General features: G+C 64.0%; 19 protein-coding genes. 5 read left to right on the top strand and 14 right to left on the bottom strand.

Annotated elements, in window-relative coordinates:
- Positions 1 to 28: 28 nt before the first annotated feature.
- From LRX75_RS00200 to purU, 4 genes are all read left to right on the top strand, one after another.
- Positions 29 to 2,470: a GcvT family protein gene (locus tag LRX75_RS00200; RefSeq protein ID WP_231811207.1), complete on the top strand. Its 2,442-nt coding sequence runs from the start codon at positions 29 to 31 to the stop codon at positions 2,468 to 2,470.
- Between the two features lie 22 nt (positions 2,471 to 2,492).
- Positions 2,493 to 3,242 carry an electron transfer flavoprotein subunit beta/FixA family protein gene (locus LRX75_RS00195; protein WP_231811206.1) on the top strand — a complete coding sequence of 250 codons (750 nt, stop codon included), beginning with the start codon at positions 2,493 to 2,495 and terminating at the stop codon, positions 3,240 to 3,242.
- Between the two features lie 22 nt (positions 3,243 to 3,264).
- On the top strand, positions 3,265 to 4,194 hold the full coding sequence (locus LRX75_RS00190) for an electron transfer flavoprotein subunit alpha/FixB family protein (protein ID WP_231811205.1): 930 nt from the start codon (positions 3,265 to 3,267) through the stop codon (positions 4,192 to 4,194).
- 87 nt (positions 4,195 to 4,281) lie between these two features.
- A complete protein-coding gene (gene purU, locus LRX75_RS00185; protein ID WP_231811204.1) occupies positions 4,282 to 5,166 on the top strand; it encodes a formyltetrahydrofolate deformylase in 885 nt (294 codons plus the stop codon).
- An 84-nt stretch (positions 5,167 to 5,250) separates the two neighbouring features.
- Here purU and LRX75_RS00180 read toward each other — a convergent pair whose 3' ends face one another.
- From LRX75_RS00180 to LRX75_RS00150, 7 genes are all read right to left on the bottom strand, one after another.
- On the bottom strand, positions 5,251 to 5,538 hold the full coding sequence (locus LRX75_RS00180; protein WP_231811203.1) for a hypothetical protein: 288 nt from the start codon (positions 5,536 to 5,538) through the stop codon (positions 5,251 to 5,253).
- Positions 5,535 to 6,662, bottom strand: coding sequence for a CobW family GTP-binding protein (locus LRX75_RS00175; RefSeq protein WP_231811202.1), 1,128 nt, complete (start codon positions 6,660 to 6,662; stop codon positions 5,535 to 5,537). Before LRX75_RS00175 ends, LRX75_RS00180 begins: the two co-directional genes overlap by 4 nt.
- 71 nt (positions 6,663 to 6,733) lie before the next feature.
- Positions 6,734 to 7,684, bottom strand: a complete 951-nt coding sequence (gene aztC / locus LRX75_RS00170; protein ID WP_231811201.1) for a zinc ABC transporter substrate-binding protein AztC — start codon at positions 7,682 to 7,684, stop codon at positions 6,734 to 6,736.
- 20 nt (positions 7,685 to 7,704) lie between these two features.
- Entirely contained in the window at positions 7,705 to 8,571 is an 867-nt protein-coding gene (aztB, locus tag LRX75_RS00165; protein ID WP_231811200.1) for a zinc ABC transporter permease AztB, read from the bottom strand.
- Positions 8,564 to 9,370, bottom strand: coding sequence for a zinc ABC transporter ATP-binding protein AztA (gene aztA / locus LRX75_RS00160; RefSeq protein ID WP_231811199.1), 807 nt, complete (start codon positions 9,368 to 9,370; stop codon positions 8,564 to 8,566). The genes aztB and aztA overlap by 8 nt, the downstream gene beginning before the upstream one ends.
- A 191-nt stretch (positions 9,371 to 9,561) precedes the next feature.
- A complete protein-coding gene (locus tag LRX75_RS00155; protein ID WP_231811198.1) occupies positions 9,562 to 9,744 on the bottom strand; it encodes a hypothetical protein in 183 nt (60 codons plus the stop codon).
- A 268-nt stretch (positions 9,745 to 10,012) separates the two neighbouring features.
- Positions 10,013 to 10,822: an oxidoreductase gene (locus tag LRX75_RS00150; RefSeq protein WP_231811197.1), complete on the bottom strand. Its 810-nt coding sequence runs from the start codon at positions 10,820 to 10,822 to the stop codon at positions 10,013 to 10,015.
- Positions 10,823 to 10,973: 151 nt separating this feature from the next.
- On the opposite strand from LRX75_RS00150, the gene LRX75_RS00145 reads away from it, so the two are divergent.
- Positions 10,974 to 11,540: a TetR/AcrR family transcriptional regulator gene (locus LRX75_RS00145; RefSeq protein WP_231811196.1), complete on the top strand. Its 567-nt coding sequence runs from the start codon at positions 10,974 to 10,976 to the stop codon at positions 11,538 to 11,540.
- 86 nt (positions 11,541 to 11,626) lie between these two features.
- Here the strand turns inward: LRX75_RS00145 and LRX75_RS00140 are convergent, their stop codons facing one another.
- The 7 genes from LRX75_RS00140 to LRX75_RS00110 form a co-directional block, all read right to left on the bottom strand.
- Complete coding sequence (locus LRX75_RS00140) at positions 11,627 to 12,697, bottom strand: LacI family DNA-binding transcriptional regulator (RefSeq protein ID WP_231811195.1); 1,071 nt, start codon at positions 12,695 to 12,697, stop codon at positions 11,627 to 11,629.
- A 4-nt stretch (positions 12,698 to 12,701) separates the two neighbouring features.
- The gene (locus LRX75_RS00135) at positions 12,702 to 13,505 is read right to left on the bottom strand and encodes an ABC transporter permease (protein WP_231811928.1); all 804 of its coding nucleotides are present in this window, start codon (positions 13,503 to 13,505) and stop codon (positions 12,702 to 12,704) included.
- A gap of 53 nt (positions 13,506 to 13,558) precedes the next feature.
- Positions 13,559 to 14,380: an ABC transporter permease gene (locus tag LRX75_RS00130; protein ID WP_231811194.1), complete on the bottom strand. Its 822-nt coding sequence runs from the start codon at positions 14,378 to 14,380 to the stop codon at positions 13,559 to 13,561.
- 92 nt (positions 14,381 to 14,472) lie between these two features.
- Positions 14,473 to 15,609 (bottom strand): ABC transporter substrate-binding protein, encoded by a 1,137-nt coding sequence (locus tag LRX75_RS00125; RefSeq protein WP_231811193.1) that lies wholly within the window; start codon positions 15,607 to 15,609, stop codon positions 14,473 to 14,475.
- Positions 15,610 to 15,633: 24 nt separating this feature from the next.
- On the bottom strand, positions 15,634 to 16,791 hold the full coding sequence (locus LRX75_RS00120) for an ABC transporter ATP-binding protein (RefSeq protein ID WP_231811192.1): 1,158 nt from the start codon (positions 16,789 to 16,791) through the stop codon (positions 15,634 to 15,636).
- A gap of 99 nt (positions 16,792 to 16,890) precedes the next feature.
- The gene (locus LRX75_RS00115; RefSeq protein ID WP_231811191.1) at positions 16,891 to 18,399 is read right to left on the bottom strand and encodes a hypothetical protein; all 1,509 of its coding nucleotides are present in this window, start codon (positions 18,397 to 18,399) and stop codon (positions 16,891 to 16,893) included.
- Positions 18,400 to 18,695: 296 nt separating this feature from the next.
- Positions 18,696 to 21,203, bottom strand: a complete 2,508-nt coding sequence (locus tag LRX75_RS00110) for an ATP-binding cassette domain-containing protein (RefSeq protein WP_231811190.1) — start codon at positions 21,201 to 21,203, stop codon at positions 18,696 to 18,698.
- Between the last annotated feature and the right edge of the window lie 56 nt (positions 21,204 to 21,259).

Raw genomic sequence — 21,259 nt, 5'->3', positions numbered from 1 at the left:
TGGCTGAAATCAATGCGGGGAACACGTCATGCAAACTCATGCTCGAGCCGTCGTGATCGGCGGCGGTTGTGTCGGCGCTGCCATCCTGTATGGCCTCACCAAGCGCGGCTGGACCGATGTCGCGCTTCTCGAGCGGACACAGCTGACGGCCGGGTCGACATGGCATGCTGCAGGGCTCATTCCCTCCTACGCGCGCAGCATCAATATCGGCCGCATGATCGCCAAAACGATCGAGATCTACGAAGGCCTCGAGAAGGAAACCGGCCAGCATGTCGGCTGGCACAAATGCGGCCAGCTGCGCATTGCCAACACGCACGACCGTCTCGACGAATACAAGAGCTATATGAGCGTGGCGGCCGTGCAGGGCATTCGCGCGGAGCTGGTGACGCCACAGGAGGCGCGCGACCTCTGGCCGCTTCTCGAAAACAACAAGGACATGCTGGCCGCCCTCTACCACCCGGACGACGGCCACATCGCCCCCGCCGACGTGACGCAGGCCATGGCGAAAGGCGCGCGCGACCGCGGCGCGAAGATCCACCTCAACACCGAAGTGAAGGGGTTCGAACGTCTTCCCGGCGGCGAGTGGAAGATCATCACCAACAACGGCGAGATCATCTGCGAGCATATCATTTCCGCGACCGGCAACTATGCACGCCAGACCGGCGCGATGCTGGGCCTCGAAATCCCGGCCATTCCCATCCTCCACCAGTACTGGATCACCGACGCCGTACCGGAGATCGTCGAGCGCAAGCGTCAGGGCCTGCCGGAAATGCCGATCCTGCGCGACGAAGGGTTCGAGGGATATCTCCGCGAGGAGGGCGACGGCCTGATGTTCGGACCGTATGAGAAGACCGAGCATCTGAAGCTGTTCGCCGAGAACGGCGTTCCCGAGTGGTTCGGTGCCGACCTTGTCGAGGAGGACTTCGACGCGGTTGCCTGGAACTGGGAGACGGCGACGGAGATGGTTCCGGCGCTCGGTCGCGTCGGCATCAAGGCGAATGTACGCGGCCCCTTCCAGATGACGGCTGACGAACTGCCGCTGGTCGGGCCTGCCTGGGGGCTTGAGAATGTCTGGATCGCCGAAGGCGTACCGGGCGGCATTCTCTGGGGCGGGGCGATCGGCTATTATCTGTCCGAGCGCATCGTCGAGGGCGCAAACAGCCTCGACACGTCGGAACTCGATCCACGCCGCTTCGGCGACCATGCCAACAAGGAATGGACGCGCCGAAAGGTCAAGGAAAGCTGGGGCACCCACGCGGAACTTCATTACCCCGGTCAGGACATGCCGGCCGCGCGTCCGCAAAAGACGGCACCGTCCTACGATCTGCTCTCGAGACGGGGTGCAGTCTGGGGCGTTCTCGATGGCTGGGAAGTTCCCAACTGGTTTGCGCCGGAGGGCGTCGAGGCGAAGAACCAGAACAGCTGGCGCTGGACCCGCAAGGGCGCGTACGTCGCCGAGGAGGTGCACGCGGTACGCACCGCCGTCGGCCTCGTCGAAATGACGCCGATGACGAAGTTCGAGGTGTCCGGCCCCGGCGCGGAAGCCTGGCTCGACGGCATTCTCGCCAACCGCCTGCCGAAGACGGGCCGCGTAAACCTCAGCCATCACCTGACGAAGAATGGCGGCGTGCAGGCGGAATATGTGGTCGCCCGGCTCGATGACGGCAGTTTCTACATGATCTCCACACCCCGCGCCGAACGATGGAACTTCGATGATCTCTCGAAGCTCCTGCCGGAAGACGGCAGCGTTCATCTGCGCAATGTCAGCAACGAGCGCGGCTGCTTCACGGTGGTCGGACCGAAAGCGCGCGACGTTCTGCAAAGCCTGACGGAGCTGGATCTCTCCAACGAAGCCTTCCCGTGGTTCGGCGTGAAATCGGCAACGGTGGGGCTGGCGACCGACGTGCGGATGCTGCGCGTCAACTACGAGGGCGAGCTCGGATGGGAACTCTACCATCCGCTTCCCTACCAGCGCCACCTTCTGGAGGCGATCCTGGCAGCCGGCGAACCCCATGGCCTGCGCCTGATCGGATATCACGCGCTGGAACCGCTCCGGCTGGAGAAATCCTATCGCGCCATGTATCGCGACATGAATCCCGAACTCTCAGCCTGGGAAAGCGGCCTCGATCGCTTCATCCGTCTCGACAAGGGCGACTTTATCGGCAGGGCAGCGTTGCTGCGCCAGAAGGAAGAGGGCGTGAAGCAGCGCTCCGTGACGATCGCCATCGATACGGACGGCGCCAGTTCGCTGATCCATGAAGGCGTCTACCATGACGGCAAGCTGGTGGGGCGCATCACGTCGGGAACCTATGCCTATACGCTCGGCCACGACGTCGCTCTCGCGCTTCTTCCCGTCGAGCTCGGGACGCCGGGAACCGAACTCGAGGTCCCGATCCTCGGGGACATGCGCAAAGCCAGAGTGATCCCGGAATCGCCGTACGATCCGGACGCCCTGCGCGGTCGCATGTGACGACATCAGAAGGAAGAATGCCATGAAGGTTCTGGTCACCGTCAAGCGCGTCGTCGATTACAACGTGAAGATCCGGGTGAAGGCGGATGGGTCGGGCGTCGAGCTCGCCAATGTGAAGATGTCGATGAACCCGTTCGACGAAATCTCCGTGGAAGAAGCGCTGCGGCTGAAGGAAGCCGGCAAGGCGACTGAAGTGGTCGTCGTCTCGATCGGCCCGGCGAAGGCGGAAGAGACGCTGCGCACGGCGCTCGCCATGGGCGCGGATCGCGCCATTCTGGTCGAGACCGACGATGCGGTCGAGCCGCTGGCGGTCGCCAAGATCGTCAAGGGTGTGGTCGAGGCCGAACAGCCAGGCCTCGTCATCGTCGGCAAGCAGGCGATCGACGACGATTCGAACCAGACCGGCCAGATGCTGTCGGCCCTGCTCGGCTGGGGACAGGGCACCTTTGCCTCCAAAGTCGAGATCGCCGACGGCGCGGCCCGGGTCACCCGCGAAGTCGATGGCGGCCTTCAGACGGTGGAGCTGAAGCTTCCCGCCGTGGTGACAAGCGACCTGCGCCTCAACGAGCCGCGCTATGCCTCGCTGCCCAACATCATGAAGGCGAAGAAGAAACCGCTCGAGAAGAAAACCCCGGCCGATTTCGGCGTCGACATGACGCCGCGCCTCACGATTCTGAAAACCGAGGAGCCGGGCGGCCGCAAGGCCGGCATCAAGGTCACGTCGGTGGCGGAGCTGGTCGACAAACTGAAAAACGAAGCCGGCGTTCTGTAAGGTTCCGGGAAGGGATAGACCAATGACCATTCTTCTTCTGGCGGATCACGACACCGCAACCCTGTCGGACCAGACCGCCAAGACCCTGACGGCGGCTCTGCGGATCGGTGGCGACATCCATGTGCTGGTTGCCGGCAAGGATGCGCAGCCCGCTGCCGATGCCGCCGCCAAGCTCTCGGGTGTCACCAAGGTGCTGATCGCTGACAGCGACGATCTCGCCAACGATCTGGCCGAACCGCTGGCGGCGCTGATCGTCTCGCTGGCGCCGTCCTATGACACGATCCTCACGGCAGCCACCTCGGTCGGCAAGAACGTCGCACCGCGGGTGGCGGCCCTGCTCGACGTGGCGCAGATCTCGGACATCATCGAAGTGGTCTCGGTCGATACCTTCAAGCGGCCGATCTATGCCGGCAACGCCATCCAGACCGTGCAGTCGGGCGATGCCAGGAAGGTCGTCACCGTGCGTACGGCAAGCTTCGCCTCGGCCGGTGAAGGCGGCTGCGCGCCGATCGAAACCGTTCCGGCAGCAGCCAATCCCGGCCTGTCGTCCTTCGTCAGCGATGCGCTGTCGTCGTCCGACCGTCCGGAACTCACCTCGGCGAAGATCATCCTCTCTGGCGGTCGCGCGCTCGGCTCGTCGGAGAAATTCCGGGAGGTCATCCTGCCGGTGGCCGACAGGCTGGGTGCGGCGGTCGGCGCAAGCCGCGCCGCCGTCGATGCCGGCTATGCGCCGAACGACTGGCAGGTCGGCCAGACCGGCAAGGTCGTCGCGCCGCAGCTCTACATCGCCGTCGGCATTTCCGGCGCGATCCAGCATCTGGCCGGCATGAAGGACTCCAAGGTCATCGTCGCCATCAACAAGGACGCGGACGCCCCGATCTTCCAGATCGCCGATTACGGCCTTGTCGGGGATCTTTTCGACCTGCTGCCGGAACTGCAGACGGCCTTGTGATCCCGTACAGGGCGATGTCCGACGGCATGTCGCCGAAGCAAATCTCGGGCGGCATCGCGCTGCTGCCTGAACACCACGGAAGCCACGATGAAAAGCTACGTCCTGACCGTCACCTGCCCATCGACACGCGGTATCGTTGCGGCCGTCACCGGCTACCTCTCCGAGAAAGCCTGCAACATCACGGACAGCTCGCAGTTCGACGATCAGAAAACCGGACTGTTCTTCATGCGTCTGACCTTTGTCAGCGAAGAGGGCGAGGATCGGCTCGAACTGGCAAGAGACATGGAACCGATCGCCACCCGCTTCGGCATGACGGCGACGTTCCACGACAGCGACGAGCGGATGAAAGTGCTGCTGCTGGTCTCACGCTTCGGCCACTGCCTGAACGATCTTCTCTATCGCTGGAAGATCGGCGCGCTGCCGGTGGAGATCGTCGGCGTGGTGTCCAACCACTTCGCGTACCAGAAGGTGATCGTCAATCACGACATTCCCTTTCATCACATCAAAGTGACGAAGGAGAACAAGATCGAGGCCGAGACGCGGCTGATGGAGATCGTCGAACAGTCCAATGCCGAGCTGATCGTGCTGGCCCGCTACATGCAGGTGCTTTCGGATGCCGTCTGCAAGAAGATGTCGGGCCGGATCATCAACATCCACCATTCCTTCCTGCCGAGCTTCAAGGGTGCAAACCCTTACAAGCAGGCCTATGAGCGCGGCGTGAAGCTCATCGGCGCCACGGCGCATTACGTCACCGCGGACCTCGATGAAGGCCCGATCATCGAGCAGGACGTCGCCCGAATCACCCACGCCCAGTCGCCGGACGACTATGTCTCCATCGGACGCGACGTGGAGAGCCAGGTTCTCGCGCGCGCCGTTCACGCCCACATTCACCATCGCGTGTTCATGAACGGCAACAAGACCATCGTCTTTCCGCCCAGCCCGGGCTCCTACAAATCCGAGCGCATGGGCTGACGCTGGCGACCAGATCGAGGCAAGCCGGTCGCACCACCGTTCCGGGTGGGCGCGAAACTGGTCTGCAGCCCATTCATCGCCCTTTCACGGCCCTGCCGTCGCGGCGTCAGACAACGCGTGGGCGAGATCCTGTTCCGTCACATCCTTCATCGCCATGTGGAGGGAGACCTGCAGCATGTCCGTGCCTTGCATCACCAGGACGACCGTCTCCTTCGGCGGGCAGCCGGGCACGTGGCAGGCAAGTTCGCTGACGGTGACGACCGCCTCGTCCGGCAGTGCCAGCAGCTGGCGCGCCCAGGATTTGATCGAACGTGCGCTGTTGATGACCGAGGCTCCGTTTCGGGCCAGCGGGTTGAGGAAGGCCGCACTCATTTCGCGCCGCCCTTGCGTCTTGGCACTCGGGGCGCCAGCACCTCGAAGAGATCGCGGATCGGCTTGACGGGCATGTTCCGGCCGATGAGCACCACGCGGCTGCCGCGATCGTGGTCCGGCCAGCGATCCAGACGCTGGAGCGGCGAAAGACGATGCTGCACGGCGTGCGCGACCAGCGGCCGGTCCGGGTCGTCCGAAAGCGCAAACAGACCCTTCAGCCGCAGCAGGCCGGAGCCGATATTGGTCGTCACGATGTGCAGGAAGGTCTCGACTGCCTGGGGCGAAAGCGCCACGTCATGGCGCAGGCTGATCGCTTCGATGTCATCCCCGTGCCGGTTGGGATCGTGGGCATGATCGCCGTGCGCCGCCAGCCGCTCCATCGCCAGCCAGCCGGGCACGTCCTCGGTCTTGCCACCGACGGAATAGACCCCCTCGCCGAAGAGTTCGCAGAGCGCGATCCCCTGCCGGTGGCGGTCGTGATAGACAGCGGCCGGATTGAGCGCGCTCAGTTCGCCCGGCCAGTCGTGATCGGCCCCGGCGAGATCGGTCTTGGTCAGCACCACGTGATCGGCGAAGGCCAGTTGCTTCCATCCCTCAAGAAAACTGTCGAGTGTCGCGCGACCGCTCAGCACATCGAATGTCGTCACGACACGGGCGAGGTGGAAATGCCGGGCGACGACATGATCCCGGAGCCCGAGCGCCGGCGATCCCCCGGGAATGACGCTGTTGATGATCGGCGCGGGGTCGGCAAGTCCGGTCGTCTCGATCACCACCCGCGCGACCGGCGGTATGTCGCCGCGCATGCGGGCATCGTGAAGCTCCGACAGGGAGCTCCGGATGTCGCTTGTCGCCGTGCAGCAGATGCAGCCTGTGGTCGTTCGGACATAGGTTTCGGAGCCCTTGGGGACCAGATCGTGATCGATCGGGACGGTGCCGAACTCGTTGACGATCACGGCCGTGTCCTGCATGCGCGGATCGGCCAGAATATCGTTGAGCAGCGTCGTCTTGCCCGATCCGAGAAAGCCGGTCAGAAGCGTGACCGGCACGGAATCGTAGAGCCGTCTCACCCCATCCTCCGAGGCGCCCGCCGCCTTGCGCCATCGCTTGAACACGCTGCCCATCATCGTCCCGGGACTCCCTGCGGTTTGAGGTCGGGGAGGACCTGTCCGGCGAAGCCGGACAGGTCCCTTGCGGATCAGCTGCCGAGAATGGCGGCCGCCATCGTCTTCACGTTGTGGTGGAACATATCGATATAGGTGGAGGCCGGGCCGTCCTTGGCCGAGAGCGCGTCGGAATAGAGCGTGCCGCCGATCTTCAGGCCGGTCTCGCGGGCGATCTGTTCGGCAAGCCGCGGATTGGTGATGTTTTCGACGAAGATCGCAGAGGCCTTGTCCTGCTTCACCTGATCGACGAGCTTGGCGACATCGGCGGCAGACGCTTCCGCTTCCGTGGAGATGCCTTCCGGCGCGATGAAGTTGAGGCCGTAGGCGTGCGCGAAGTAGCCGAAAGCATCATGGGAGGTGATGATGGTGCGCTTGTCCTGCGGGATGCCGGCAATCGCCGCCTTCACCTCCGTATCCAGCGCCGTGAGCTTTGCCAGATAGGCAGTGGCATTGGCCGTGTAGGTCGCGCAACCCGCCTTGTCGGCCGCGCAGAAGGCGTCGGCGATGTTCTTCACATAGATCTCGCCATTGGCGATCGACTGCCAGGCATGGGGATCGAACGCGCCATGATCATGACCCGCATGACCGGCCTCGGCCGTCTTGCCGGCCTCGTCATGGTGCCCTTCCGCCTCGTCCGTCTTCAACGGCTCGACGCCCTTGCTGACCTCGATAACGGGCGCCTTGGTGCCGCTGGTCTCGATCAGCCGGGACATGAAGCCTTCGAGATGGAGGCCGTTGACCAGAACGACCTGCGCCTTCTTGAGCGCTGCGGCATCGGCCGGGCGCGGCTCGTAGACATGGGCGTCGCCATCCACGGGCACGAGGGTCGAGATCTGGACGCGGCTTCCTCCGACGTTCTTCGCGAGATCCGCGATGATGGAGAAGCTGGCCACGACCTTGAGGTCGGCGGCCGAGGCGCCGGACGCGAAGCCGCCCAGGGCAAGAAGGCTGGCGCAGGTGATGAAACGGACTGTCCTGAACATGGAAATCTCCTTTTTGGTGATCAGGCGGACGTATGCCGGCGCGAGGGAAGCGCGCTGGCAAGCACGCCCCTTCGGCCGAAAAGAGCGGAGAACAGGTAGGCGACGCCCGCGACCATGATGATGGCCGGGCCGGACGGCATGGAGGCGTGATAGGACAGAAGCAGGCCGCCGAGCGACGAGACGATGGCGATGGCAATTGCGATCCCGCAAAGCGCCCGCACATCGTTCGACCAGAAGCGCGAGGCCACGGCCGGCAACATCATCAGCCCGACCGACAGCAGCGTGCCGAGCGCCTGGAAGCCGCCGACCAGATTGAGAACGACGAGCACCAGAAACAGCACGTGCGTCGGCCCGCCGATGCGGCTGACGGAGCGCAGGAAGAGCGGGTCGAGGCATTCGGCGACCAGCGCGCGCCAGAAAATGCCCAACGCCAGAAACGTGACGACGGCAATGCCGAGGATCAACGCCAGCGCTTCGTCGTTGAGCGCAAGGACGGAGCCGAACAGCACATGCATCAGATCGACGCTCGAGCCGCGCCAGGAGACCAGCAGCACCCCGACGGCCAGCGAGATCAGATAGAAAGCCGCCATGGAAGCATCCTCCTTCTGCACCGTGAAGCGCGACACGAAGCCGGAGCCGAGCGCCACCAGCAGGCCGACGACCAGCCCGCCGATCGTCATCGGCATGATCTCGAGCCCGAAGAGAAGGAACCCGATAGCCGCACCCGGCAGGATGGCATGGGACATGGCATCGCCCGTCAGGCTCATGCGGCGCAGCATCAGGAAGACGCCGACGGGCGCGCAGGAGACGGAGAGCACCAGCGAGCCGAGGAGCGCCCGCTGCATGAAGCCGTATTCGAGGAAGGGAGACACCAGCCATTCAAACATGCGCGGCCCTCCGCGCCACATCCCGGCCCTGCAGGAGATCGTCGGCGGGCTGAGGCAGAAGTGTCGGGCCGGGCTCCTCGCACCAGCCGGCGTTCTCGTCCCAGGCCTCCTGAAATGTGCGGGCCTTGGAAAGATGGTCCGGCGTCATGACATCGGCCGTCATTCCCCAGGCTACGGGCTTGCGGGCCATCAGCAATGTCTGCGGAAAATGGCTTTTCACCAGCGCATGATCGTGAAGGACGCACAGGAGGGTCCGCCCTTCGTCCGCCCACTGCCGGATCAGCGCGAGCAGGTCGCGGATCGTCCGCTCGTCCACCGCGTTGAAGGGTTCGTCGAGCAGGATCAGATCGGCATCCTGCAGCATGGTGCGGGCAAAGAGCGCCCTCTGCATCTGCCCGCCGGACAGACTGTCGAGCGATCGCGTCTCGAAACCCGAGAGGCCGACGGCCGCAAGACAGGCGAGAAGCCGCGTCTTGTCGCTGCGGGTGATGCGACCGAGGAGCCCCCGTTCCTGCCAGAAACCGAGCGACACGAGATCGATCACCCGCGCCGGAAAGGACCGGTCGATGTCGGATTGCTGCGGAAGATAGGCGAGCCGCCTGTAAGCGGCGTCGATGCTGCCGCTGATCGGTTTCAGGATGCCGGCCACGCCCTTCATCAGCGTGGACTTGCCGGATCCGTTGGCCCCCACGACGGCCGTCAGCGACCCCCGCGCGACCACGCCCGAAAGGTGGTGAACCGCGGCGTGGCGCTGATAGCCGAGCGTCAGATCTTTGAATTCCAGACAGGTGCTGCTCATCGCGTCCTCGGGGATTGGCAGCCGCGGTATAGGTAATGTTATTACATCCGTCAAACAAATTGTAACGTAATAACATAAGTTCGGCGGCCCGAGGACGGCTCGGTTCCGGGAAGACAACGCCCTTGCAGGCGACGAATCGACCTCAGGTGAGCGGCGTGATCGCGATGAAAAGGGGAATCGTCTCCGACGATTTACGTCAACCGCTCATGATGTCTCGGCATCAAGCCGACGGCGCCCATGCCACTGTCGTGGTTGGGGACGCGGTTTGTGACGAAGGCGGGGTTGGCGCCTTCGCCGTCACCGGGCTTGACCAGTGTATGCTTGGCGTAAGCAGAGCGGATGGGCGACAGCAGCATGTCGCCCGAAGCGGCCATTCCGCCACGGATGACGAGAAGGCCGGATGCGTATGGTTCCGACAGTCGCCAGCCTGCGCCATCGTCACGAATTCTTCCATGCCGATGCTGTGCGAGAGGCGCCTCTCGGCATGTTGAGAGCGGCCGTTCCGCTCCAGAAAATCCCCGTACAGCCGCGATTGCCGCAGGTGCAAAGGCGCGGCCTGTTCGACGCGCCGCTGTCCATCTCTTCGACGCTGCAACGAAGCAGCGTCTCAAGGACGAAGAGCGCACAAGGCCGTCTTTTGCGCTATGCCAGTCCGAACTGCTTGTGCAGCACCTTGTCGAACAGGGCGCGGGGAAGGAACCTGCGTGCAAATGCGCCTTGCTTCGCATCCTTGCCGGAGGGGTAGCGTAGCTTGGGGTTCTTGGCGCGAGCGGCAAGAGCGATAGTTTCCGCGACGCCTTGCGCCGTACCGGCCGTCGCAATCGCCTGCTCGTAGGCCACGAGATATTTCGCGCGGATCGCATCGTAGTCGGCGAGTTGCCGGTCAGACGCGACGGTGCTTGTCTCGAACGAGGTGCGCGTCGCGCCGGGCTCGATGACCACGACCCGCACGCCGAACCCCCGCACTTCATGGTCGAGGGACTCCGAATACCCTTCCAGCGCATGCTTGGTTGCCGAATAATAGGCATTGAACGGCGCCGGAATGAGGCCGAGGCCGGAGCCGATGTTCAGAATGCGTCCGCTCCCCTGCTTGCGCATGATGGGCAGAACCGCGTTGGTCACGCGGACCACGCCGTGAAAATTGGTCTCGAACAAGGCATGGACCTGCTCGATCGAACTCTCTTCGGCCGCACCCGTGACGCCGACACCGGCATTGTTGACCAAGAGGTCGATGCGTCCTTCGCGCTGCAGCAATTGTGCGATCGCGGCTTCGACCGACAGGTCGTCGGTCACATCGAGAGCGATCAGCGGAAACGACCGCTCGCCCGCTTCGGCGCCGCGCCGGCTGGTGCCGTAAACCGTATAGCCAAGGGTCAGGAGTTGCTTGGCCGCTGCCTCGCCGATCCCCGACGACGCGCCGGTGACAAGCGCCACTTTCTTCTGGGTGTTCATGTGAGTTTCCTTTGGAGCCTCGAGGACAGATCGCCATCTCTTCCGAAATCGCCGTAATTTATGATGCTGGATATAATCAAAAACGTCAAGCACTTTGATTATGGTCAACATCAATGTATGCTGTCGGCCTATGCAGGAAGCGAGGTCCAGGATGAAGATCACAAAGGCGCAATCGCAGGAGAACAGGGCGCGCATCGTTCAAACGGCGTCGGCCTTGTTCCGCGAGCGGGGCTATGACGGTGTCAGCGTAGCCGATCTGATGGCGGCCGCCGGGCTGACCCATGGCGGATTTTACAAGCACTTCGGTTCCAAGGCCGAGCTGATGGCGGAGACGGCCGCAAGCAGTATTTCGCAGATCATCCGGCAGGCCGGCGGAAGCGATATCCGCCAGTTCGTGGACTTCTACACATCCAGAGAGCATCGGGACGGCCGGGGTGACGGCTGCACGTTTGCGGCCCTTGCGGGGGATGCCACGCGTCAATCCTCGGATATCCGGGCGACTTTCGCGGACGGACTTGAGAGTATTCTGGCGGCGGTCGAACGTGGAGGCGTCTTGGGCGCCGGCGACCAGCAGACAGCCCGCGCGAAAGCGATCGACGTGTTCGCGCATTTGCTGGGGGCGGTCGTCTTGTCGCGTGCGTGTCCGGATGACTCGCCTCTGGCGGAGGAAATTCTGACCGTATGCCGTGCTCAGATCCTTGCGCCATCGAACGCGTGAACGAAGCTCGATCGCCGCCATCGGCAAATCGTCTGCGGCCCGCTGGCAAGCCTCCGGGATCGCGCCGGCGGAGCAGCCAGGCAAATTCAACGCGCGTTGTCAGGCGCGTTCGCGCTTGATAACGATGCGGCGGGGACGAAGCTGTCGCGGACGACAAGGGGGGCTGCGATCCGGACGCGGACCGGTGGGCGATGAGGCTCGGCCTGACGTCGATCGATAAGCGTCACCGCAGTGTCGGCCATCTCCGTCGGGTCCTGGCGAAAGGTCGTCAGGCGGTAGCTGAGCCAGCCGGCTTCCGGCAGATCGTCGAAGCCGATGACGGAGAGGTCTTGCGGAACACGAAGCCCGGCTTCGCGCCGGGCGTGGTCGATGACGCCGAGGGCAAGCAGGTCGTTGATACAGAAGATGCCCTGTGGTCTTTCCGGGACATCCAGCAGCTGGCGACCGGCATCCCGCCCGCCCGCGTAATCGGAATCACCGCCGCGTACCGCCAGGACCTGCGCGCCAAGGCGCCGGGCTTCCACGCGGAAGGCGTCTTCGCGTTCCACGACGCTGGGCGTGGCGGATTGCGAGCCGACAAGACCGAGACGCGTGAACGCGCGAGCGACGAAAAGCGCCGCCGCCTGCCGTGCGGCCGACTCATTGTCGATCTCGACATGATCCGCGTCGGGCTCGGAGCGGCCGATGACAACCAGCGGCTGACCGTTACGCCGCGCAAGATCGACGAAGGAGGCGGGCGGGGAGCCCGAGAGGATGATCGTCGCCTCCGCCCGATGGCCGAACAAGGCGCGCTGGGCGGCCAGCCGTTCCGCATCGGTCTGCCCGGTGTTGATCATCAGGGGGATACTGCCCCGCGCGATTAGCGCCTTGGTCAGGGCGGCGGCAAGGTGGGTGCGGAAGCCGAGCTCCGGCTTGGTCGCCACCAGTCCGACGAGGCGGCTTCTGTTGGCCAGCAGGCCGCGAGCAAGGTCGTTGACCTGATATCCCAGCGTCTCCGCCGCCGCCATCACCTTGCGCCGCGTCTCCTCTGCGATGCTTGCGCCGGGTGTGAACGCACGCGACACGGCCGAGCGCGAGACACCGGCAAGTCTTGCCACGTGCTGCGCGCTGACGAAGTCCTGTGTCGGCGACGGCTTGGACGGGCGCGTGGAATTCATGGTGTCAGTGCCCCACTTTCGACAGGACATCGGATTTCAGGAAGCGCTCGACCACCAGCATGAAGCCGATCGAGGGCACCAGCAGCACGAGTGCGGTGATGGAGGCGATCTGGTAATTGCCGCCGCCGCTCGCGGTGTAGAGCAGCAAAGGCAGCATGTTGACGTCCGGCGCCCCGACGAAATAGCTGCCGGCGAATTCGTCGAGCGATTCCAGAAAGACGAAGATGGCACTTGCCATCAGCCCCGGCATGGCGAGCGGCAGGGTGATGTCGCGAAAGGTGCGAATGGCGGATGCGCCGACCGAACGGGCAGCCTGTTCCAGCTCGACATCGACGGCCGAAAACGCGGCCGTCGCGATCCAAACGGCAAAGACCAGACCGTGCGTCATGTGGACGAGAACGACGCCCAGAATGGTTCCGTTGAGCCCGAGCTGGTAGAAGACGCGGGCGATGTTGACGTAGACCGGCAGGTTGGGAAAGGCTTGCGGCAACAGGAAGGCGAGCAGGACGAGACCACGAAAGGGCAACCTCAGGCGGGCGAGCGCAAAGCCGGCGGGAATGGCCAGCGCCAGCGCCAGGATCACCGTCAGCATGGCGACGAGCACGCTGTTGCCAAGCGCTTCCATGGCGTTGCCGCGGGGCGAGAAGACCCGGGCCCAGAAACCGAAGCCGTAGCTCATCGGCAGGGCGTTCGGGAAATACCAGCGTTCCGCGACGGTCCAGAGCACGAGATTGGTCAAAGGACCGAAGATCACGAAGGCGAGCAGGCCCAGCACGAGCGCGCGCGGCAGCCACCAGAGATCGATCATCGGCACGCGCGTTAAAGAGGCGCGTGGCACCGGCATGGCGTCGTTGGTGGTGCTCACAGGCTTTTCCTCACGCCGTGACGAAGATAGATCCAGGCGACGACCGATGTGATGAGCAGCGAGACGAGGCCGAGCGCGTTCGCCACCCCGTAATCGCCATAGGCATTGATGCGGAAGGCGATATCCGTCGTCAGCATGGTGGGGGATTGCGCATTGATCATCAGCGGCACCGAGAGCACCGACATCATCGTGACGAAGGACAGGATCAGCCCGACGAGCAGCGTGGTCGCCACCTGCGGCACGACGATCTCCAACAGGATCCGCAGCCGCGCGGCGCCGAGATTGCGCGCGGCCTCGATGGTCGAGCGATCGAGCGAGGCCATGGCACCGGCGAGCAGCAATGTGACGAACGGCGTCTGCTTCCAGACGAAGGCGATGACGATGCCGCGCCAGTCGAGGAAGCTTTCGGCCTGGAGTGGCGTGAGAATGCCGAGGCTGATGAGGACGTTGTTGAACAGGCCGTTCTTAGCGAGAAACGTTCGCAGGACCTGCCCTGTGACGATGAACGGAATGAACATCGGCCAGCGATAGAGCCAGCGAAGGATCGCCACCGTCCGTGGGTTTTCCCCGAGGGTGAGATATCCTGCAATCGCGATGGAGAAAAGCCCGATCAGGACGGTCGACAGGCTGACGATCACCACCGTGAAGATGGCGTCCTGCGTGTAGAGCTCGGTGGCTTTGACGAAATTGCCAAACCCGAAACCGTCACCGACCTCGAAGGCACCGACCACCGACGCCACCAGCGGCACGACGAAGAGCAGCAGGATGACGGCGAGCGCCGGCGCGACGAGAAGCAGGCTCAAAGGTCGGTGGGACATGATCACCAGGGCATCGGAGATAAGAACATCGAGGGTGAGGAGCCGGCTCCGGCCGGCTCCTCGTATCGAATGCGTTCAGATACGGCGCGGGATCAGTTGCTGACCTGCTTCTCATAGGCTTCCAAGATCGCGTTGTTGTAGGGCGCGATCGGGAACGGCTTGCCCTTGGTGGCGATGTCCTCGGGCGAGATGTCGGTGAAGAGCTTGTCCCAGGTCTTCTTGTCGAGTTCGGCCTGCACGTATTTCGCGTCGATGCCGGGATACCAGTTGAAGCGCGTGACGATGCCGTCGGCCTGAACCTTGGGGCTCGTCGCGAGCTGCACGAACTTCTCGGCAAGCGTCACGTTCGCGCTCTTTGCCGGGATCACGTAGTGCATCGGCTGGCCGGGCATGCCGGGCGCCGGCAGCACGAGCTTGAAGTCCGGCGGCAGCTGGCCATTGGCCTGCCAGGAATAGAACATATCAACCCAGACGGGACCCATGGCGATTTCGCCACGGCTGAGCAGGTCCAGCGTGCCGGCGTTGCCGGGCGTCAATGTCGCATTCCTGGTGAAGTCCTTGAGACTGGCCAGCGCCGAACCCCATTTCTGCGTCTCGCTCTCCTCGAACGGGCCGGTCATGAGGGTCTTCGCATCGCCCTCCCCGAAGGCATAGATCCAGCCCGTGACGAAGCTGACGCCGGAAGCGCCACCCTTGATGCCGTTATAGCCGAACATCTTGGGATGCTCCTTGGCCCAGGACACGATCTCCGGATAGCTCTTCGGCGGGTTTTCCACGAGAGCCGGATTGTAGGCGAGTGCGGCTTGGCTGTTGTACATGGGCATGACGTAGCCGCTGACATCGCTGCCGAGCGCCATGTCGGCATTCGCCCGCGTGACGAGCGCGCCGGTGTCGATCTTGGAGCGGTAGGATTCCAGATAGCCGGCCTTGACCATCGGCCCGGTGAACTTTTCATGCACCACCGCGACATCGGCATCCCATGTTGCCGTGCCGGCCTTGGACTGCGCCTCGAAACGCTCGACGATCTTCTGCGAGCCCGCATCCCCCGGACCGGTGCCGACCACGCGCACCGTGTTGCCCGGGTTCTGCTCTTCGAACAGCGGCCCGAGATAGTCGTTGACGTAGTCGACCATGTTCTGGTCGCCGGCCGTCATGACGGTGAGTTCCGCGGCCGAGGCCGATGGTGCTGCCAGACTGACGAGCAGCGCGGCCTTGAGGATCGTTTTCATGGAAATGCTCCGGTGAAGGGTCGGTTAATGCGGTGAGGCTTCCAGCACGCGAGCCTCGTTCGGGGCCGCTGCAGGATGAGGGAGCGGGGCCGGGAGGGTTCCGGGCGGCGCGGCGAACAGAAAGAGCTTGTCGGGTGCGATGGTGACGTAAACCGCGGTGCCGGGCGCGCAGGCATGCGGCGCATCGACCTGGATCATCGCGCCCCCGACACGCACGGTGTGGCGCCAGAGACCGCCGGGATAGCTGACATCGACGATGTCGCCGGCAAGCACCAGGCCTTCGCCGTGGCGAACACCGGCGGGCGAACGTGCCTCGAGCGTGGCGGCCTCCGGCCTGAACCGCGCCTCGAGATGGCCGGAGGTCAGCAGACGTCCGTCTCTCGGCACGCTGCAGGCTGCATTCGATGCGCCGGCGGCTATGGCGATGGTCTCGCCATCCGTGCCGCCCGGAAGGATCAACTGGTTCTCCGCGCCCATGAAGGCCGCGACGAAGGCCGTCTCCGGCCGATTGTAGACCGCCTCCGGACGACCTGCCTGCGCAATCCGCCCGCCATTCAGAATAACGATGCGGTCCGCCATGACCATCGCCTCTTCCCGGTCGTGCGTGACATGGACCGTGGTGATGCCAAGCTTCTGCTGCAGGGTGCGGATCTCGTGGCGCACCTGCAGGCGAATCCGCGCATCGAGGTTCGACATCGGCTCGTCGAGAAGCAGGATCTCCGGGTCGATCGCGAGCGCGCGACCGAGCGCCACCCGCTGGCGCTGCCCGCCGGAAAGCTCGGCAGGCTTGCGCGCAGACAGGCCCGTCAGGCCAAGCAGGCGCTCCATCTCGCTGACGACGCGGGCGATGTCCGCAGGAGACCGGCGGCGCAGCTTCAGACCATAGCCGATATTCTGGGCAACCGTCATGTGCGGCCAGAGCGCGTAGGACTGGAAGACCAGTGCCATGCCGCGCTTGTCCGGCGGCAACGTCGTCACATCGCGCGATCCCACGCGAATGGCGCCGGCATCCGGCTGGGCGAAGCCGGCGATCGTGCGCAGCAGCGTGGTCTTGCCGCAGCCGGACGAGCCGAGGAGAGCGACGAATTCACCCTTGGCGATCCGCAGATCGATGCCGTCGAGGATACGGTTCGCTCCGTAGCTGACGCTGATATTGTCGATCTCAAGACGTGTTTCCGGCACTGACGCGATCCTCTGCACAGCTGTGCACGATAGGGTCGTTCCGCAACACTTTGATGACGCTTCACCGGCATGCGGCACAGCATCAGGCCCCGCCCTGCATCAGTTCCCCACATAGACGAACCGTACGGAGGACGTCTTGTCGTTGAACCCGACCGCGTTCAGGTTCTGCTCTCCGGTGCCGGTGAATTCCTTGTAGCGGTCGCGGAAACCGTCATCGTCATAGAGCCGGACGCGCCAGCCCGCGGGGATGCACCAGCGCACCGCCGACGTCTTGTCGCCGAAGCCCTCGACGTTCTTGAGGTTGTCGTATCGTCGGAGACTGTAGTCGGCGTAGTCGATCATCAGCCCGCGATCGCTGAAGTCGGAGTCGTCATAGAGTTCGGCCCAGGCGGACTGGATATCGGTCAGGCACTTCTGCTGCGGCACCGGAAAGATCGAGCGGAACTCCATCATCTTCACGCTGTTGCCGGGCCCGCTGTTGTCGTGTTCGGAGGCGTAGACGAGGAGCTGGCCCGCGGCGTCGACGAACACGCCGCCCGCAGCATCCATGTTGCAGTGCGTATTGGCACCCGTTCCGTAATTCGGCGACGGATAGCCGCAATAGAGATGCTTCTTGGCAACCTTCGTCAGCCCGACCTGACCGTTCGCATCGGTGACGCGGAAGAGGTCCAGCCAGTCCTCTCCGATGCCGACGACGACGGAGGTGTTCATGTGGGTCCCTGCAAGGAAGAGACTGCCGTCGCATTGGGTGATGAAGTGCAGGGACTGGTAGTCGCCGAATTCGCTGTCGCCGATGGTCGTCTGCAGGGCGCTTTCGTGCCATGTGCCGACAAGGGAAAATGTCGTTCCCGATTGGCCGAGATCGCTCGCCGTCGATCGGTAGAATTCGAGCGTGTTGGCGGCGTTGCGGGCTGTGGCTGCAAGGAAGGTTCCGTCCCCGAGCTGCGCCAGCGACACGGAGCCCGCCTCCCCCGTCATCGTCGTAATGCGCGGCGGCAGAAGCGTGATGTTGGCAAGGTCGGACATGTCGTAGAACAGCACCTGCCCCATGCCGCCGCTCAGCGATCCGTCGAGCGCGACCGCAAGGATGTTGCCGCTCGACTGCAGCCCGCCCGAATGCGCGTAGTTGGAGAGGTAAGCCGGCATCGGCTGGTCGCCGACCATCTGCGCATTCGTCGGCGCGGTCGCCGGATACGGGCTGGCGGACAACCGGTTCGATCGCCAGCGCTCGGCCACGCTGCGCGGCTGCGTCATGCGCACAAGCGAAAAGGGCACCGTTCCCCGGCCGTTGTCGGATTTGGATATGACGAGATAGTTCTCGCCGCTGCCCGACAGTCGCTGCAGCCCCTGCCAATGGTGAGAGGACGCCGCATTGCCGACGGGGTCGCCGACAACGCTAAACCCCATGGGGTCGCCATGATCCCGCAGGCTGTTGACGGCGTCCGCAACGTTGGAAATGCAGCGGTTGCAGGATGGCGATGCGCCGGTGCAAACCGCGCCGGTGGTCAGCGGCGAGGCCATTGCCGGCGCCGAGGGCACCAGGATCTGCGTGAGACACAGGGGAATGCACAGCAGTGCAACGGCCGAATATCGTCTTGTCACCATCATGATCGGTCTCGGTATCTGGAAGAGGGATGCATCCAGCTTACACTTCGATCATGACATTCAGGCTACGGCTTCATCCTGACGCATGTCGCGCCGCGGCTGACGTGCCATTCATCGATCAGGCTGCCATCGACCGTATCCCGATCGACAACCCCGGACCTCTTTTGCCAGCGCCTGCTAGCATCGCAAACCGCCCGGGAGTTCCCCCTGTCCAAATCCAAAGTCCTTCACGCAGGCGTGCCACAATGGAAGCTGTCTGACCGTATGCCTCTGATCTGCATTCCAAAACCCCGCCGACGTCAGGCTCCCCCCTGCGCCGCGCGCCGCCTGATGCCCGAGTAGACGAGCGCGGCGACCACCACCAGAATTCCCTGGAAGAAATACTGGTAGGTCTGTGTGAGGCCGAGAAAAGTCACGGCGTTCAGGACCTCGGTCAAGAGGATCGCGCCGAGCAGGGTCCCGATGAACGTTCCCCGGCCGCCGGACAGGCTGGTGCCGCCGAGAACGACCGCGGTGATGCTGGCCAGCGTATAATTGACGCCCTGACGCGGATCACCGACGCCGATCTGGGTCATCAGCATGATGGCGCCCAGTCCGGTGAGCAGCGAGCACAGAATATAGCCGGCGACATATGTCCGGTTGACCTGGATCCCGGCGCGGCGGGCGGAATGCTCGTCCGATCCGACCGCCCGCAGGCGCCAGCCCATCCTGCTTCGGCGCAGCAGATATTCTCCTCCGAGCGTGAAGGCCACGAGCACGAGGAAGGCCACCGGGAAGGGTCCCCACTGCCAGTTGATCCAGTCCGTCACGGTCGTGTTGATGTAGCCGTCCGGATTGTCGCGCAACAGAAAGCTGAATCCCTGGATCGCGATGTACATCGCGAGCGTCGCCGCGATCGGCGTAAAATTGGCAAAACGAATGAGAAGGCCGTTCACGGCACCGGTCACGACGGCGCCGGCGAACATCAGCAGGAAGCCTGCCAGCATGACCCCTGTCGATTGATCGTCGTTGATGAAAAAGGAGGCGACGACCACCAGAAACCCGGCCAGCGGCCCGACAGAGAGATCGATGCCGCCCATCAGGAGCGCGACCGTCTGTCCCATCGCGATAAACCCCAGCGCCGTCGCGAGGAGGAAGATGTTGTAGATGTTGTAGACCGAGAAGAAATTCTCGTTCTGGCTATAGACATAGAGGCCGAGAAGGATCGTGACGATGGCGAGCGGGATCGCCGGCGCATTGTCCGATTGCAGCAGATGCCGGAAAGTGCCGGCGGTCGATGCCGGCGCCTTCGGGGCCTCGCCGACATGGGTCGTCGCGTTGACGGCGGCCGCGACGATCCGACCTTCCGTGACCTCGCTGCCGACCAAGGTCTCGACGATCTGCCCCCGCGACAGGACGATGACCTTGTCGCACAGCCCCTCCAGTTCGACCGCATCGGAGGAATTGACGACGACGGGGGTTCCGGCATCCGACACTTCCCGAAGGATACGGTAGATTTCGAAGCGGGCACCGACATCGACGCCCTGGGTCGGCTCGTCGGCGACGATCAGGCCCGGGTCCGACAACAGTGCCCGCGACATGACGACCTTCTGCTGGTTTCCGCCGGACAGGGCGAGGATCGGCGCCTCGAGCCCCGGCGTCTTCACCGCAAGATCCGCGAAGATCGATCGAACCTGATCGAGCTCCCTGGTCCGGCTCATGATACCGCCGACCGCGAATTTCTCCAGCGCCGAATAGGTGGCGTTCTCGCGAACCGTCAGGCCGCTGGCGACGCCTTCGACATGACGATCCGACGGCATGAAGGCCGCCGCACGCAGCAGCGCGCGCTGATCGAGCGACTGGCCGCGCAGCGTGATCGTGCCGGCGGCCGGCACCAGTCCGGCCAGCACCCGCATGAGTTCGGGCTGCCCATTTCCGGCAACGCCGGCGATGCCGACGATTTCGCCGCGCTGGACATCGAAGCTGATGTCTTTCAGGTCGCCGGTGGTGATGCCCGCGACGGATAATCCGGTCTCCGCCGATGCGGCTTGTGCCTTTGGCGGAAAGGCCGCCTTGAGCGTGCGCCCGACGATCATGTTGACGAGCTCGGTATCGCTGACGTCCCGCACCATTGCGCCGCCACGAACGCGTCCGTCGCGCAGGACCGTCACGCGCTGTGCGATCTGGCGAAGCTCGGCGAGCCGGTGCGTGATGTAGATGACGGAGGTCCCCGCCGCCGCGACCTCGCGGATGCGGTCGAACAGCATGTCGGTCGATTCTTGGTCGAGCGACGCCGTCGGCTCGTCGAGAATGAGCACCTTCGGCTTCAGCGCGAGCGCTTTCGCGATCTCGAACAAATGCTTTTGCGCGACCGTCAGACCATCGGCGCGCATACGCAGCGGCACTTTCAGCCCCATGGTCGCAAGAATGTCGCTGGCGACGCCGTGCGCCTCGCGTCCTGCAAAGAGGGAAGACGGCAAGGCCACGCGCAGGTTCTCGAGAATGGAGAGATCTTCGAGAATGGCCGGATGCTGGAAGCAGATGCCGATGCCGCGCGCCTTGGCCATGTCCGGCGTCATCTGGCTGATCGGCTCGCCGTCAAAGCTGATCTCCCCATCCGTCGGCCGGAGCGTGCCGGAAATGATGTTCATCAGCGTCGATTTGCCGGCGCCGTTCTCGCCGAGAATGGCGTGCACCTCACCGGCATGGAAATCGACAGTCACATCGGTGAGCGCAGGAACGACCGAGAAATACTTCGAAATGCCTGCCAGGCGAATGACGACGTCGCCCGCCGGTTCCTCGATATCCTTGAGCTTTGCTTCCGCCATGTTCTGTCACCCATCTCGCGTTTCAGGCCCGGAGGGAGGTCCCTCCGGGCGTTATC

Origin of the sequence: Rhizobium quercicola (assembly GCF_021168455.1) — a bacterium.
In the GTDB taxonomy this organism is placed as follows: domain Bacteria; phylum Pseudomonadota; class Alphaproteobacteria; order Rhizobiales; family Rhizobiaceae; genus Ferranicluibacter; species Ferranicluibacter quercicola.
Note: the sequence above shows the minus strand (reverse complement) of the source record. Positions and strands in the feature narration are given on the sequence as shown.